This window comes from Methanothrix soehngenii GP6, assembly GCF_000204415.1.
Classification (GTDB): domain Archaea; phylum Halobacteriota; class Methanosarcinia; order Methanotrichales; family Methanotrichaceae; genus Methanothrix; species Methanothrix soehngenii.
The window spans coordinates 2,044,717-2,061,005 of the sequence record NC_015416.1 but is presented as its reverse complement, the minus strand read 5'-3'; the positions used below and the strand labels follow the sequence as shown (position 1 = coordinate 2,061,005).

At 48.3% G+C, this 16,289-nt stretch carries 11 protein-coding genes; 4 read left to right on the top strand and 7 right to left on the bottom strand.

Annotated features, from left to right (window positions below):
* Positions 1 to 57 precede the first annotated feature (57 nt).
* The 6 genes from MCON_RS15690 to MCON_RS10215 all read right to left on the bottom strand — a co-directional run bounded on the left by MCON_RS15690 (position 58) and on the right by MCON_RS10215 (position 10,352).
* Positions 58 to 2,496, bottom strand: coding sequence for a transglutaminase-like domain-containing protein (locus MCON_RS15690; protein ID WP_013719897.1), 2,439 nt, complete (start codon positions 2,494 to 2,496; stop codon positions 58 to 60).
* Positions 2,497 to 2,593: 97 nt separating this feature from the next.
* Complete coding sequence (locus tag MCON_RS15300; protein ID WP_013719896.1) at positions 2,594 to 4,735, bottom strand: transglutaminase-like domain-containing protein; 2,142 nt, start codon at positions 4,733 to 4,735, stop codon at positions 2,594 to 2,596.
* Positions 4,736 to 4,835: 100 nt separating this feature from the next.
* On the bottom strand, positions 4,836 to 7,238 hold the full coding sequence (locus MCON_RS15295; protein WP_013719895.1) for a transglutaminase-like domain-containing protein: 2,403 nt from the start codon (positions 7,236 to 7,238) through the stop codon (positions 4,836 to 4,838).
* Positions 7,239 to 7,512: 274 nt separating this feature from the next.
* On the bottom strand, positions 7,513 to 8,250 hold the full coding sequence (locus MCON_RS10225) for a hypothetical protein (protein WP_013719894.1): 738 nt from the start codon (positions 8,248 to 8,250) through the stop codon (positions 7,513 to 7,515).
* A 57-nt stretch (positions 8,251 to 8,307) separates the two neighbouring features.
* On the bottom strand, positions 8,308 to 9,063 hold the full coding sequence (locus tag MCON_RS15685; protein WP_083804712.1) for a RodZ family helix-turn-helix domain-containing protein: 756 nt from the start codon (positions 9,061 to 9,063) through the stop codon (positions 8,308 to 8,310).
* 545 nt (positions 9,064 to 9,608) lie between these two features.
* Positions 9,609 to 10,352, bottom strand: a complete 744-nt coding sequence (locus MCON_RS10215; protein ID WP_013719892.1) for a hypothetical protein — start codon at positions 10,350 to 10,352, stop codon at positions 9,609 to 9,611.
* Between the two features lie 636 nt (positions 10,353 to 10,988).
* On the opposite strand from MCON_RS10215, the gene MCON_RS10210 reads away from it, so the two are divergent.
* Together MCON_RS10210 and MCON_RS10205 are read left to right on the top strand one after the other, a co-directional pair.
* The gene (locus MCON_RS10210) at positions 10,989 to 11,663 is read left to right on the top strand and encodes a tetratricopeptide repeat protein (RefSeq protein ID WP_013719891.1); all 675 of its coding nucleotides are present in this window, start codon (positions 10,989 to 10,991) and stop codon (positions 11,661 to 11,663) included.
* A gap of 14 nt (positions 11,664 to 11,677) precedes the next feature.
* Positions 11,678 to 12,760, top strand: a complete 1,083-nt coding sequence (locus MCON_RS10205) for a transglutaminase domain-containing protein (protein ID WP_232844277.1) — start codon at positions 11,678 to 11,680, stop codon at positions 12,758 to 12,760.
* Between the two features lie 430 nt (positions 12,761 to 13,190).
* Here MCON_RS10205 and MCON_RS10200 read toward each other — a convergent pair whose 3' ends face one another.
* Entirely contained in the window at positions 13,191 to 14,543 is a 1,353-nt protein-coding gene (locus tag MCON_RS10200; protein WP_048131613.1) for an IS110 family RNA-guided transposase, read from the bottom strand.
* Between the two features lie 341 nt (positions 14,544 to 14,884).
* Here MCON_RS10200 and MCON_RS10195 point away from each other — a divergent pair, with 341 nt between their 5' ends.
* Positions 14,885 to 15,436 (top strand): DUF333 domain-containing protein, encoded by a 552-nt coding sequence (locus tag MCON_RS10195; protein WP_157863780.1) that lies wholly within the window; start codon positions 14,885 to 14,887, stop codon positions 15,434 to 15,436.
* 116 nt (positions 15,437 to 15,552) lie between these two features.
* Positions 15,553 to 16,284, top strand: a complete 732-nt coding sequence (locus MCON_RS16285) for a hypothetical protein (RefSeq protein ID WP_013719888.1) — start codon at positions 15,553 to 15,555, stop codon at positions 16,282 to 16,284.
* Positions 16,285 to 16,289: the final 5 nt, after the last annotated feature.

Sequence of the window (16,289 nt, the reverse complement as noted above, 5' to 3'; positions counted from 1 at the left end):
TCTCCTCTTGGGCACCGCATAGTCCTGTCACAAGCAGCTTCGTAGATGATTCTGGCATCATGCATTGCCCTCCGCATCGGTCTTTATCAGCCACAGATCACTATCGACTGCCCCGAAGGACTCTGTATAACCCATAATGATATACCCGCCATCGAGGGTCTGCTGGACTGAATTGCCCTCATCATGTCCTGCACCGCCAAACGTTCTATCCCAGAGCCTGTTGCCCTGGTCATCGGTCTTTATCAGCCACAGATCATTATTGCCTGCCCCGAAGGACTCTGTATTACCCATAATGATATACCCGCCATCGAGGGTCTGCTGGACTGAACTGCCATCATCCCCATATGCGCCGCCAAACGTCCTATCCCAGAGCTTGTTGCCCTCGGCATCGGTCTTAATCAGCCACAGATCCCCATCGCCTGCCTCGTCGAAGGAGGATGTACCGCCAGTAATGATATACCCACCATCGAATGTCTGCTGGACTGAACTGCCATCATCCCCATATGCGCCGCCAAATGTCCTATCCCAGAGCTTGTTTCCCTGGTCATCGGTCTTGATCAGCCATAGATCACTGGAGCCTGCCCCGAAGGACTCTGTATAACCCATAATGATATACCCGCCATCGAGGGTCTGCTGGACTGAATTGCCCTCATCATGTCCTGCACCGCCAAACGTTCTATCCCATAGCTTGTTTCCCTGGTCATCGGTCTTGATCAGCCACAGATCCCTATCGCCTGTCTTGATCAGCCACAGATCCCTATCGCCTGCCTCGTCGAAGGAGAATGTAGAGCCCGTAATGATATACCCGCCATCACTGGTCTGCTGGACTGAACTGCCCCAATCCCAATCTGCACCGCCAAATGTCCTATCCCATAGCTTGTTTCCGTGATCATCGGTCTTGATCAGCCACAGATCATTATTGCCTGCCCCGAAGGACTCTGTATTACCCATAATGATATACCCGCCATCGAGGGTCTGCTGGACAGAATCGCCCTCATCACATTCTGCTCCGCCAAACGTCCTATCCCATAGCTTGTTTCCATGATCATTGGTCTTGATCAGCCACAGACCATTGTAGCCTGCCCCGAAGGAGGATGTCCAGCCCGTAATGATATACCCGCTATCGAGGGTCTGCTGAACTGACATGCCCCAATCATTTTCTGCACCGCCAAATGTCTTGGACCAGGTTTCTACTTCAGATACGATGCGATCATCCACATCCGCAGTCACATCCATCGCCACTGAACTCTCTTCAGGTACGGCTCTGTCATCCTCGCTCCAATTCACAGGCTGCGTCTGCTCGACTTCAGCTATCTCGAAGCTGGCGACCTTTCTGCTGTCGAAGCCTTCTGCCCCTGCGTGCTTTCCATCTCTTACTCGAACCTCAATCTGGTTCTCGCCAGCATCATAATCCTCTGCCGTCCAGGTCCACATATCTTCGTTGATCCATTTGGTTGCCGGCTCATCGTTCAGGTAAAAGCGGTACAGCATTTGGTCTTCTTCTGGATCCCTGGCCTCTGCAGTCCAGGTGATGGCAGCACCCGCCTCCTGAGGGCTGAGCTTGTCTGCCGTCAGGCTGATCAGCTTTGGCGGTTTATTGGATATCTCAGGCATCCGTAGAGGAGTCTTCAGCACTTTGTCCCTGACACAGAGCACTATGTGCTTGTCTCCCTGATAGAATGGTCCACCTGGGTGAGCGGACCCCTTCTCATCCGGCCCCCAGTCCAGGTTCAGCCATACGTCTTTAGTGTCAGTATCGATATGGGTATAGATCTTATCCGCATCAAGCTTCTCTCTCAGCCAATCGATGATTGCCTCCACCTGGTTGCCGCTATCACTATTATTGATCCTCCCCAGATAGACCTCAGCATAAGCATGCCCCCCGGTGCTGTTGTTTCGTGCGAGTATGATCCTTGTCGTTCCGCCGATGGACTCCACTAATGCGGACATGAGTATGGCAAAGTCATCGCAATCGCCACCGCCCACACAGTTCGCTCTCTCGCCATTCCTGAGAGTCTGGTTGGCGAACATGAAATCGTCTATGCCCCTGGGATCGGATACGTATCCCCACCCTTTTTTAGATTCATCACCATTCTTCAGGTAGTCATATATGGAGACGATCTGATCGATGGTCTTCTCGCCGGGATACTTGAGCGCCAGGACCACCGCCTCATCTCGTACCCGCGGATTATCAGGCTCTACCCTGGCATCAAGGGTCCTCTTAAGCTCTCCGATGTTCTTCTCCTGTGTCCCTGAACCACTGCCTCCGCCTGTAATCGGGATCTCCAGGGACTCGCTATCAGACGGCGAAGAGACGATGGGCACTCCAGCCAGATCGGGAGAGGTGGTATGGTCCTGCTCGATTTGGGCGGAAGTATAGCCAGCTACGTCCGAAGTGCTCTGGTCAAAGACGAAGGGCACATCTGCCGCTGACCCTAATCCAACGAGAAGTACCATGCACAGCCAGATTGCCCCGTGAGCCATAATGATCCGCATTTGCTTTCCGCTATTAATTATCTAATTCATGCTAAATAATGTGGCTTTCTCCTCTTAGCACCGCATAGTCCATTCAGTTTCGCGGATGATACAGGCATCAAACATTGCCCTCCGCATCGGTTCTGATCAGCCACAAATCTCCACCGCCTGCCCCGAATGACCATGTATAGCCCGTAATGATATACCCGCCATCGAGGATCTGCTGGACCGAACTGCCATATTCCCAATCTGCTCCGCCAAACGTCCTCTCCCATAGCTTATTGCCGCTGGCATCGGTCTTGATCAGCCACAGATCATCATTGCCTGCTCCGAAGGACCCTGTAGTGCCAATAATGATATACCCGCTATCGAGGGTCTGCTGGACTTCACCGCCGCGATCACCTTTTGCTCCGCCAAACGTCCTCTCCCATAGCTTGCTGCCCTCGTCATTGGTCTTGATCAGCCATAAATCCCGATCGCCTGCCCCGAAGGACTCTGTATAGCCTGTAATTATGTACCCGCCATCGCTGGTTTGTCGGACTGAACCGCCACTATCAGGTTCTTCTCCGCCAAATGTCCTCTCCCATAGCTTGTTTCCCTGGTCGTCGGTCTTGATCAGCCATAAATCCTGATCGCCTGCCCCGAAGGACTCTGTATAGGCCGTAACAATATACCCGCCATCGAGGGTCTGTTGGACTGACATACCCTCATCAGGTTCTTCTCCGCCGAATGTCCTCTCCCATAGCTTGTTTCCATAATCATCGGTCTTGATCAGCCACAGATCCAGATCTCCTGCCCCGAAGGACTCTGTATAACCCGTAATGATATACCCGCCATCGCTGGTCTGCTGGACTGAATAGCCCTCATCAGGTTCTTCTCCGCCAAATATCCTCTCCCATAGCTTGTTTCCATGATCATCGGTCTTGATCAGCCACAGATCCCCATCGCCTGCCCCGAAGGACTCTGTAAAGCCCGTAATGATATATCCGCCATCGCTGGTCTGCTGGACTGAATAGCCCTCATCAAATTCTTCTCCGCCGAATGTCCTCTCCCAGAGCCTGTTTCCCTGGTCATCGGTCTTTGTCAGCCACAGATCCCCACGACCTGCCCCGAAGGAGATTGTTCCGCCAGTAATGATATACCCGCGATCGAGGGTCTGCTGGACTGCTCCTCCTCTATCACCACGTTCTCCGCCAAATGTCTTGGACCAGGACTGGACTTCTATGCCTGAGGTGCTGGTTGTCTGTTGCCCTACGCGCGATTGGTCGATACTAACCGCTTCTTGAATTGATTCTGTGACCGTTTGGCCAATAGTGTTGTTGCCATCCTCTCGCCGCTCAGGCGTGCCTTGTTCAGCTTCATCTTCTGGTGCCTCAGGCAGCCTTAGCGGGGTCCTGCTAAAGGCGTCTCTTATGCAAAGCACTATGTGCTTGTCTCCCTGATAGAATGGTCCTCCGGGGTGAGCATTACCTTTCCTGTCTGCTCCCCAATCAAGGTTCAGCCAGACATCCTTGCTGTCGGTGTCGATATGAGTGTAGATCTTGTCCGTATCAGAGTTTGATTTCAGCCACTTGATAATATCTTCGACCAGGCTGTTCTGTTCACCGATTTGACCGAGATAGACCTCAGCATAGGCATGTCCGCCGGTAGTATTATTATGAGCCAGAATAATTCTCGTGGTCCCGCCCACGGATTCCACCAGTGCAGCCATGAGGATGGCAAAATCGTCGCAGTCACCTGCACCTGCGCATCCCACCTCTTTGCCTATCTTTATCGTCTCATTGGCATACATGAAGTAGTCTATGCCCCTCGGATCTGGAACATAGCTCCATCCTCTCTTCGAGTCGTCGCCATTCTTGAGATATTCATAAATCGAAGCTATCTGATCAATGGTATGATCTCCTGAATACTTTGCCCCAAGGACAACCGCTTCATAATGGACGACTGGATTATCCGGCTCCGTCCTGGCGCTCAATGATTTTTTGAGTTCACCCACCTTCTTGCTGTTTTCTCCTTCCGGCATACTGCCGCCACCAGCAACAGGAAATACCATAACCTCGTCATCAGCCGCAAGTGTCACCGCGGGAACTCCCGCAAGGTCAGCAGATGAAAGATGCGCTTGTTCAAGTTGAGACGGACTGAAGCCAGCTATGCCCGAAGTGCTCTGGTCAAAGACGAAGGGCACATCTGCCGCTGACCCTGATCCAACGAGAAGTACAATGCACAGCCAGATTGCCCCGTGAGCCATAATGATCTGCATTTCATTATCAGCTATTAATTATTTAATTCATATGTATGAGGATTCTCCTCTTAGGCACCATATAGTCCTGTCACAAGCAGATTCATGGATGACACTGGCATTATACATTGCCCTCGTCATCGGTCTTGATCAGCCACAGATCAGCACCGCCTCCCCCGAAGGAGAATGTACCGCCCACGATGATATACCCGCCATCGAGGGTCTGCTGGACTGACCTGCCCAAATCATGTGCTGCTCTGCCAAAGGTTTTTTCCCATAGCTTGTTTCCCTTTTCATCGGTCTTGATCAGCCATAAATCGCTCCAGCCTGCCCCAAAAGAATTTGTTTCGCTCGCAATGATATAACCGCCATCGAGGGTCTGCTGGACTGAATAGCCCACATCAGGTTCTGAACCGCCAAATGTCCTCTCCCATAGCTTGTTTCCCTGTTCATCGGCCTTGATCAGCCACAGATCATCATTGCCTGCCCCGAAGGAGAATGAATAGCCAGTAATGATATAACCGCCATCGAGGGTCTGCTGGACTGATTTGCCTACATCAAGTTCTGCACCGCCAAACGTCCTCTCCCAGAGCCTGTTTCCCTGTTCATCGGTCTTGATCAGCCATAAATCATAACCGCCTGCCCCGAAGGACCCTGTCAGGCCAGTAATTATATACCCACCATCGCTGGTTTGCTGGACTGAACCGCCACTATCAGATTCTTCTCCGCCAAAGGTCTTATCCCATAGCTTGTTTCCCTGATCATCGGTCTTAATCAGCCACAGATCTTCATTGCCTGCCCCGAAGGAGAATGAATAGCCAGTAATGATATACCCGCCATCGAGGGTCTGCTGGATTGACCAGCCCTCATCAGTTTCCGCTCCCCCAAACGTCCTATCCCATAGCTTGTTTCCCTGTTTATCGGTCTTGATCAACCACAGATCTTCTTTGCCTGCCCCGAAGGACTCTGTATAACCCGTAATGATATACCCGCCATCGAGGGTCTGCTGGACTGAATAGCCCTCATCATTTTCTGCACCGCCAAACGTTCTATCCCAGAGCCTGTTGCCCTGATCATCGGTCTTGATCAGCCATAAATCGCTCCAGCCTGCCCCGAAGGACCATGTAGCGCCCACAATGATATAACCGCCATCGAGGGTCTGCTGGACTGACCAGCCTATATCATCTTCTTCTCTGCCAAATGTCTTGGACCAGGTTTTTACTTCAGATACGATGCGATCATCCACATCCGCAGTCATATCCATCGTCGCTGAATCCTCTTCAGGTACGACTCTGTCATCCTCGCTCCAATTCACAGGCTGCGTCTGCTCTGCCTCAGCTATCTCGAAGCTGGCGACCTTTCTGCTATCGAATCCTTCCGCTCCTGCGTGCTTTCCATCTCTTATTCGAACCTCGATCTGGTTCTCGCCAGCATCATAATCCTCTGCCGTCCAGGTCCACATATCTTCGTCGATCCATTTGGTTGCAGGCTCATCGTTCAGGTAAAAGCGGTACAGCATCTGGTCTTCTTCTGGATCCCTGGCTTCTGCGGTCCAGGTGATGGCAGCACCCGCCTCCTGAGGGCTGAGCTTGTCTGCCGTCAGGCTGATCAGCTTTGGTGGTTTATTGGATTTCTCAGGTAGCCTCATAGGGGTCTTCACCAATTCATCCCTGACACACAGCACTATGTGCTTGTCTCCCTGATAGAACGGCCCTCCGGGGTGAGCGGACCCCTTCTCGTCCGGCCCCCAGTCCAGGTTCAGCCATACGTCTTTAGTGTCAGTATCGATATGGGTATAGATCTTATCCGCATCAAGCTTCTCTTTCAGCCAACCGACGATCGCCTCCACCTGGTCGCCGCTATCACTATTATTGATCCTCCCCAGATAGACCTCGGTATAAGCATGCCCCCCGGTGCTGTTGTTTCGTGCGAGTATGATCCTTGTCGTTCCGCCGATTGACTCCACCAGTGCGGACATGAGTATGGCAAAGTCATCGCAATCGCCACCGCCCACACAGTTCGCTCTCTCGCCATTCCTGAGAGTCTGGTTGGCGAACATGAAATCGTCTATGCCCCTGGGATCGGATACGTATCCCCACCCCTTTTTAGATTCATCACCATTCTTCAGGTAGTCATAGATGGAGACTATCTGATCGATGGTCTTCTCGCCGGGATACTTGAGCGCCAGGACCACCGCCTCGTCTCGTACCCGCGGGTTATCAGGCTCTACCCTGGCATCCAGGGTCTTCTTGAGCTCTCCGATATTCTTCTCCTGTGTCCCTGAACCACTGCCGCCGCCTGTAATCGGGATCTCCAGGGACTCGTTATCAGATGGCAAAGAGACGATGGGCACTCCAGCCAGATCGGGAGAGGCAGTATGATCCTGCTCGATTTGGGCGGAAGTATAGCCAGCAACGCCCGATGTGCTCTGGTCAAAGACGAAGGGCACATCTACAGCTGACCCTGAACCGATTAGAAGAACCATGCACAACCAGATTGCCCCGTGAGCCATAGTGATCTGCATTTCATTATCCGCTATTAATTATTTAATCCATACGACATCCCACGAGCTTATGGCATCCATGAACATGCATCTGCTTCCCTGCGCATCCTCAGGCTCTGGCGCCGCCAACCACAATTCTCGGTGAGACATCGCTACCAATGCTCATTTTTTTTAATAGTGATTGTTATTTTTGTCATGCTATTGTTGCAGATTTTTTGCTATAATCTACTTGTTGGCCAAACCTCCAAAAATTAACCAAAAAAGGGGATAGAGTAATGAGCATAATCCCAGAACTCTATACCACATCGATGGTTATGTAGTTGCTTGGCTTATCGAATATGGTGAACAGCGATACATGCCTTCCCGGTGTATCTGCATAGAACCAGATGTACTTGTAGCCCGGATTGTTGAATCCATAGCTGTAGAGCTTGACAGTCCCGTCAGGATAGAACTCATACATCTTCATGGTTCCGGTGTAGGGCACATACATTAGATTCTGGATCCAGCCGCCAACAGGACAAGTCGCTTGCCAGGACCAGCCGGCAGACGATGCCACCCACAGCAAGGGCGAATTCGCCTGGAATGTTTGCGAGAACGATGCCCAGGGCATGAAAGTGCCGCTGTAATACACCGCCGTTGGTGGGGCAGTCTGGACATTGTAGTTCAGCAGAACCTTCTGTTCAGTGACCGGCGGGGCCTGGGTGGTATAGGTCGCGGTTATTTTGCTATTGGTCGTTACGCTCTCCGCTCTGCCTACTGAGCCAATCTGAATCAACGGCTTTCCTGTCTTTACCGTGGATGTAACTGATTCCTGAACCACGGTGGTGGCTGTCTGGCCAGGCGTAGTGGTGCTGACTATGGTCGCCTGCGCCTGCTGCCCGGAGACGGGCTGTGGTCCCCCAGGATATGCGTCATATGTCCCATCACCCTGATTGTCTGCGGCCAAAGCAAATCCGACTAAAACGATCCCGGCCAATGCAATGCCTAGGCAAAGAAGGCTCACCAGCGACCTTTTAGCTAAGTTGAATATCATATCATCATCCTTTCTTGATCATTCAATTTTCCACAGCTTGAAATGAGATCGGTTGAGCTATGCCGCGTCGACGATAATGTAGTTGCTCGGAATGTCGGCTATAGTAACCATGGTCATGTACCTGCCGGGCGTATCAGCACGGAACCACCTGAGCTTATAGCCCGGAGTGGCAAATCCGTAGTTGACGTATCTTGTTGTGCCGTCGGGGTACAGGTCATACACCTTCATGCTTCCCGTGACCGGGACATACATCAGCTCCTGCACCCAGCTCCCCGCAGGACTGGTGGCATACCAGGCCCATCCCAGGGATGATGAGATCCAGAGTGCTGGGGCGTTTGCTGAGAATACCTGATAGAAAGATGTCCAGGGCAAATATGATCCGCTGTAGTATACCGCCGAGGGAGGAGCGGTCTGAACATCGTATGTCAGCAGTACATTCTGCTGTGTTGCAGGAGGTGCCTGAGCAGAGTAAACAGCAGTGGCGGTGGCTGAGCTAGATGATACAACCGGTGTGGTCATGACTGCCGTTTGCTGCTGTTGCGCTGCCGATGGTGCCACAATGGAAGTGGGTTGCATCTGATTCGAGGCAGGCACTGTCGTCTGTACCTGTGAAGGGATAGTCGTTTGGGTCTCGGCCGTTGGTGCCGGTGTGGGGATCTGAGTGGCCACTGATGTGGGCGCTCCAGGGTATGCATCGTATGTATTCTGCCCTATGGCTAATCCAAAGAGCGATATCCCTATGCATAAGGCCCAAAGGGCCAGCAATGCTTTCCGCTGTCTGTATATCAATATGCTACCTCCTACATCCAACATCTATTTTTTATACATATTCCACGCCTTTATTTATAGGTTATGTGATGGCATATGTTTAGGCGCTCCCTACAAGGTCGAAAAGTGCCCGTTTTCAGTTCACTGATTATTTTATATTTATATATATATTGAACGTGATTGATCTTAATTTACTTTGCCTGAAAAATGAAAAAAAGGGCTATTCGCTGTTTCCGATGAAAAACAAAAAAACCAAATGTTAGTGGCATTATCCATTTACCCCAGATTTTTTCCTTTTAACGTCGTATCCTGCCTGTGCTATGCATTGAATCATGTCTTCGATGGTTAGAATTCCAGGCTCTTCGCTGAATTATGTGGGTGAGGCACAGCAGCGATTATAGCCTTTGTTTCTCTGCGTCTCAACATGAAAAACTCTTAAGGCATACTGGTTTTTCATGCCGCTGATGTATCATCCTTGGTCTGTTGTTTGAGCCTCTCTCTCGCGGCAGCAAGCCTTGCCTTTGTGGAGCTGACGCTGGATTGATGTTCGAGGCCGCGGTTGCGTTCTGAGCTGCGGAGACATTTTGTGCTCACGCCGTCCCATAGACCTGCTCATTTGTGAGCTGGGTATAATCACTATCAAAGTCAATGACTATGGGACTCTCGGTATTGTAGCCATACACCAGAGCCACAGGCCTGCTCCGGAGAGATATGCCGCTGAAGCCCACCAGCACACGGTCCTGGGTCGCGTTTCCAGGAGCTATAATCTCGGTATCGAATCCAATGGTCGCACTATACGGCCAGCCCCACTGATCAAGAAGGACGAAATTCTCTGGACTGAATACTACATCCTGGGTGCCATTGTTCTGGCCACGGACCTGAACCACTATTCCCTGCTCGTCGGGATTGAGCAGCCAATCTGTGATCCCATAGCACCTTATCAACAGAAACTCATTGCCCGCTTTAGGTGTAGCCCACCAGTTGATATTGATGGGCCTTCCGCCCACAGGAGTCGCAGTAATCAACTTGAAGAGGCTGTCTCTGGGAACCACGAAGTAGACCAGCTGCCTTCCCTCGTTCAGGGGTTTGTACATCGCTGGATTGTAAACAGCATCATACTGATCCACTAATTGATAAGTGGCATTCGGGGCGTTCAGAAGCCCGGTATCCACCTTCAGGATCTCCTCACTATCATTTAACTCATATGGCATCCTGATTGACCCAAACAGGATTACTGTAGCATTTCCATCGCTGGCCTGCAGAGGGTAGGCTTCTGCCGGGCCCATAGCCAGTGCCAGTAAGAAGGCCGGAATAATTAAACACATCTTATTCATTGAATATCCCCACTTTTGCTATCATCTCATGTAATGGCTGACTTCATTCTTTTCGCCTTTAATTGCATTCTGCTATTGTCCGTATTTTATCATCCGGTTATATGCATTTGTATATGTTTAGCCGGCCAGCTTTGCCGTTAGCATTGTCCATTCGGAGGGGTTCACTCCACAATTACTTGGTGACGATTCTGGTAGTAAGATCAATATCTCATATATCGAGCGGCTGAATCTCACAATTCGCAATTCATTGGCTGGTTTTGTGCGCAAGAGCATGAATTGCAGTAAGATCTCAGGACGGCATACTCATGCGCTGGACTTTTTCCAAGCTTGATATAACTTTGTCAAGCCACATAAGTCACTTCGGCTAAGAATTGATCAGGGCTGGAAAAAATGAACACCTGCGATGGCAGAAGGAATGACTGATCATATATGGTCTATTAGGGAGCTAATGACATTCAGGATACTAATTCAATGATTCGAGTACACGACCGATGCTTAATCCTTGTTTTTAATGGCCTGCCAGGATCGGTACCGTTGGATCCATGAACACTATAAGGGGATACATCAATGTGACAACGAAGTCAACACAAACTTTTTCATCAAGGACATCAATGATCATTAGTAGAGGAATGATTGATGGGATCACATGCTCTTCTCTGGCTCGGCCTAGTAATATTATTTGGAACTGCAGCAGCAGATGATATTCCTTACGTCTTTAACGAGAATTCTTACGACGTGGGGAGGTATGACTCAGAGCAGCTCGTGAACATCAGTGCGTCCTCTCCGGATCTAGCAGGGGTGCCACCTATATCTTCACCGAAAAATAGCGATATATTGCTGTTTCCGGTCAGCAAATCCTATAAAACAGTGGGTGAGATTAGGGATGAGTATGACTATAAGGTTTGGCAAAAAAAAGGTCAAGTCTTACTCAACCAGAATAGGTACGAAGAAGCCCTTCAGGCATTCGACCAGTCAATTCAGATGAATCCACGATCGGCTGAAAACTGGAACGATAAAGGCGTTGTCCAGATTGCCGCATATAATTTCGAAGATGCACTTAAGTGCTTTGAAGTAGCTATTGCGTTGGAGCCGTCGTTCGCGACAGCATGGAACAATAAAGCTCAAATCCTTTATGCATTAGGCAGATATGATGAAGCCATCTTGACTTGTGATCAGGCTATACAGTTGGAACCAATGTCTGCAGAAGCCTGGTATACCAAGTCTCTGATACTAGGAAAGGAAGCGCAAAAGGCATTTGCCAAAGCAAAAGAGCTGGCACAAAAAAATCAAGGTGCTTCATGTCTCCCTTGAAATTTTTGCTTTGTATGATCCTTCTCATCGGATCAGGTGCTGCAGAAGATGTGCCTTTCGTTTTCGACGAAACGATATCAGATGTGGCTGATTATACATCGTCTCAAATTGAGCGACTCTATATCTCATCTCCTCAACTCGCTGGGATACCAACTGTGATCCAAGCTCTGGATAACGAGACAATGGTGTTTCCTATTACTGGTGGTGGCAGTACTCCTTTAGGTATAAAGGAGAAAAAAGTAGGCGAATTCAAGGCAGTTTTTAACTCCAGAGTGGAACCAGAAAATCCCAAGGTCCGTGAGGAAGCTCTTTTGTTTGCTGCCAAATATCCAGGAGATCTGACAATAGATCAGATCGGCTCAATCTATCATTATCTAAAAAATGGCGAAAATCCGATCAAGGGTTGGAGCTATATCAGAGATCCAAGAGGTACAGATTATTTTAATTATGCAAATGCGTCCCTGCGGATAGGAAAAGCGGCAGGATGTGCGGGGGCTGGAGATTGTGACGATTTTGCAATCCTTATGGCTGCCTTGGTCGAGTCTATTGGTGGAACTACACGAATTATCTTAGCCAATAACAATACGACAGGAGGACATGCATATGCTGAGGTCTATTTGGGTAACCTTAATGCTCCCGATAGCCAAGTCGAAGGTATTATTAGCTGGCTTAGGCAAGAGTATGAAACTGATAAAATCTACACACATATTGATACAGATACCAGAGAAGTCTGGTTAAATCTCGATTGGGGAAAGGATGAAAAAGGCAATTATCATCCAGGTGCCCCTATATTTCAGGGAGATAAGCATATAGTCATTTGCATCCGAGACGATATCGGTAAGACTCCATTAAAAATTCCAGAAAATTATAAATTCCAAGAAAAAGAAACATTTAAACCCCCATTATCTAGCAGAGTTTCCTCATCCCCCAATTCTCTAGATCATTCTGGAGATAAAGAATATGAAATCGACAATCCATTTGAGAAATCTAGTCCATTATCGTTGCCAATACAGCAATCGAGCCAAGTTCCAGGTTCTGATTACATCCCGCTTGGAACGCAACCCACAAGTCTTGCTAAACCAGTTAATGCACCGTAGTATATTTATATATAAAAATATTTATTAATAAAGGTCTAGAGGATTCCTATAAAGCCCAATTTAGAAATGAGAGGCTCGGTTAAGTTATGCATTCGGTTCCGTTTTATGGCTAAAAACATGGGTTTTAGGAATCCTCATCAGATATGTTTAAATATCGGAGGTACGATAAAACTATCATGGAGGGATAATAATATCATGCAAATGGTGCTATCTGTTTCTAGTTTTAGCCTTGATTCTTATGAGTCGTTCGGAGCCTCAAGCTCTTGGCCCCGGTGTCGATCCTGGTGAAGCAGCGGCTGGTAGTTACGGAGAGATCTCGGTTACCTATTCTTCAACGCCATACATAGGAGCACCTTACGGTAGCAATATGGGCCCAAAGGATTCTAGTTTCCCATGGAAAACCAAAAAAAAATCAAATGCAAGAGGCTAGCTATCCACCTCCATCAGATGACCTTTTCTGGTCGGGCTTGTTCACAGAAATATCTTCAAGCGCTCGCAAGAGAGCCTTCTTCCGGCTACTATCGCTCATTCCATAAAAGGCATCTACAATTGCAGCTACCTTATCCGTCAGATGCTCATCCTTCAAAGAAGGTTCATGGCAGGACTCATTTCGACCTTTTTTCCTCTTTCTGCAATCAACCTCTTGATAGAACTCCTGGTTGATCAGAAGATGATAAATCAGACAGATGAGTTTCCTGGCTACGGCAACGATTGCCACATTGTGCTCCTTCTTTTTGCTCAGCCTCTTGTAGAATCTGGACAGCCCTGTATTTTTCATATTAGCTATTGTCTGGGCAGCCTCGACAAGTACAACTCGGATATACTTGGAACCGCGCTTTGTGATCCCGCATTTCCTCTTTTTGCCGGCAGATTCATTTTCTCCAGGATTGAGGCCACACCATTTCGCCAGCTGTTCAGGGGTCTGAAAATCTCTGTAATTTCCGATCTCTGACAGGATGACCGAACCTGAGATAAATGCGATTCCAGGAATGGACATAACGATAGCCAGATCCTTGCTCTTATTTTGAATCTTTTTCAGAATGTTTAGGCTTGTCTTCTCTATTTTGGATTCGACATTGTCCATGATTTCAAGAGAATCGCTGATCAGCATTCGATTTGTCTCGCTCAGTTCATTGGCAAGTGCTGATCTGATCTCGTCTTGCTTTTTCCTGATCTTTCCGGAGGGTATGCCTTTCAGGATCTCTTCGACGGGCTTGTCTTCAGCCAGACCTCTTATGATATGTGTTCCTGATTTGCAGAATATGTCGTCCATAGAAGAGCTGAGTTTAATGCCGTTTGATGAGAGATATTTGTGTATCCGATTCTTGAACTGAGTTCGTGTCTTGACATATCCTGACCTGGCTCGCGTTAGGTTCCTGAGCTCTCGGTCTTCATCGGAAAAAACCCGAGATCTCTTGATTTGATTATTCAAGCACAGAGTTGCAATACGCTTTGAATCTTTTGAATCTGATTTATCGTTTGGAATGGACTTTATCTGCAGCGGATTGGCAACAATGGTATCTATGGTTCGGCTCAGAACATCATAAATCGGGATCCAATAGACTCCTGTAGCTTCAAATGCAACCTGTTCGCATTTGTTGTCTGCAAGCCAGTTTCTGAATCTATCAAGCTCGGATTTTGTTGTCCCAAAATTCTCTCGAATCGACGGCACTTCGTCGCCAGTTATTGTGGCAACGATCAGATCTTTATGGACATCTGCACCGCAAACTCTTTCTCTTCGTTTTTTCATATATGTCTCTGCCTGATATGGGCAGATGATCATTCCCTTATATGGGATAATTTCCCATACGCGTTCTATGACGCAGTCCCGTATTCGAGGGATATTGGCTGGTTTCAATCGCGGGATCAAGCGTCCCATAAACTTGTCAGCCTTCACTGCCCATATCAGACTTAACATGGACGGATTAAAATATCTGGTTTTCCATCCGTCACGTGTGAGCCCCTGCCTGGGCTCATGGGCGTTTCAATACGTATCCAAAAAAAACAAAAGCAAATAACCTAACAAAATCAGCATCATTAACTCAGCCTGCTGTCGCAGCTTCCGCATCTAGTGCAGAAGCATATGTTTTCTCAGAGCCAACAGAATCAGAAAAAGACGTGTTATTGGACTATACTGTCCCAGGCGGAGAACAATCACTCGTCTATTATCATAATATGATGCTTGATTGGAGAACCTTTGTTTCCTCATTCCCTCAAGATGTGCCGATGTTCTGGGTAAAAACCAAAGGCGGCTGGCAATGGTATTCCTCGTGTCCTCTAGGTGGATGGCTACAGGAAATCATGTTCATACCCAAGAGCGGAAAGCTAGGGATGTATGAGACTTATCCGAATCAAACGGTTATGTATTATGATTTCGGCTATGCAACACCGGATTACCACTACATATGGTTTAACGGAGATACTCCAGGACGACATATACAATTAATTACAGTAGACCATATACCAAGCAATGTTCTGGTTTTTGATGTATCACCATCAGAAGAAATGGATATTGCGACTTCAAAAATCAAAGAACCGAATGATCCTGCTGAAGCGTTCTGCATTCAACGAGGCAATCTATATAACAACGGTATTTGCACATTTCCAGGAGGATCATCTTGCGATGCATGGGATTTCATGAGAGGAGATTGCATTTTGGTTGGCAAAAGGAGGTAAGATGCATCTGGAGAAGATTTCCAACCGATTGATTAGGAAGCCATTAGGATCGCCATAGAGGATCAAAATTCATATAAATCTCGGAAGCATGAGGAAGTTATCGTGGAGGGATGTTGATGTTTATAACCTGCAAACTGTGTTATCTGCTTTTAATTTCAACCCTGATTCTTGTGAGTTGTTCGGATGCTCATGATATTCTTGGCCCCGGTGTCGATCCCGGTGAAGCAGCGGCTGGCAGTTATGGAGAGATCTCGGTTACCTATTCTTCAACGCCATACATGGGGACATCTTACGGAAGCTATGCCGGCTCGAACGGATCCAGCTTCAATGCTTATCCAAAAGAATCAAGTGCAAATAGTCAGACAACATCGGCATCAGCAACTCAGCCTGCTGCCACAGCACCCATATCTGGTGCAGAAGCATATGTTTTTCCAGAGCCGTCTGATTCTGAAAAAGATGCATTGCTGAACTATAATGTACTAACTGGAGCACCATCTCTCGTCTACTACAACCAGATAATGCTGGAATGGAGAACCTTTGTCTCTTCATTTCCTAAAAATGCACCTATGCTCTGGATAAATACTCAAGGAGGCTGGCAATGGTATTCGACATGTCCTCTTGGAGGATGGCTGCAGGAAGTCATTTTCATCCACGAGAAAGGGAATCTCAGGATGTATGAGAGTTACCCGGATCAAACGGTTGTATACTATGATTTCGGCATTGCGGCGCCTGGTTACCACTACTTATGGTTCAATGGAGACACTCCAGGACGACGATCACAGTTGATTACTGTAAATGACATGCCAAGCAATGCATCCCACATCCCGCAGGTGGCATTTCTTTTATGAAACAT

Excerpts from the sequence above, each read along its gene's own strand:
- MCON_RS15690 (WP_013719897.1), bottom strand. The coding sequence starts at position 2,496 with ATGCGGATCATTATGGCTCACGGGGCAATCTGGCTGTGCATGGTACTT.
- MCON_RS15300 (WP_013719896.1), bottom strand. The coding sequence starts at position 4,735 with ATGCAGATCATTATGGCTCACGGGGCAATCTGGCTGTGCATTGTACTT.
- MCON_RS15295 (WP_013719895.1), bottom strand. The coding sequence starts at position 7,238 with ATGCAGATCACTATGGCTCACGGGGCAATCTGGTTGTGCATGGTTCTT.
- MCON_RS10225 (WP_013719894.1), bottom strand. The coding sequence starts at position 8,250 with ATGATATTCAACTTAGCTAAAAGGTCGCTGGTGAGCCTTCTTTGCCTA.
- MCON_RS15685 (WP_083804712.1), bottom strand. The coding sequence starts at position 9,063 with ATGTTGGATGTAGGAGGTAGCATATTGATATACAGACAGCGGAAAGCA.
- MCON_RS10215 (WP_013719892.1), bottom strand. The coding sequence starts at position 10,352 with ATGAATAAGATGTGTTTAATTATTCCGGCCTTCTTACTGGCACTGGCT.
- MCON_RS10210 (WP_013719891.1), top strand. The coding sequence starts at position 10,989 with ATGGGATCACATGCTCTTCTCTGGCTCGGCCTAGTAATATTATTTGGA.
- MCON_RS10205 (WP_232844277.1), top strand. The coding sequence starts at position 11,678 with ATGATCCTTCTCATCGGATCAGGTGCTGCAGAAGATGTGCCTTTCGTT.
- MCON_RS10200 (WP_048131613.1), bottom strand. The coding sequence starts at position 14,543 with ATGATCATCTGCCCATATCAGGCAGAGACATATATGAAAAAACGAAGA.
- MCON_RS16285 (WP_013719888.1), top strand. The coding sequence starts at position 15,553 with ATGTTTATAACCTGCAAACTGTGTTATCTGCTTTTAATTTCAACCCTG.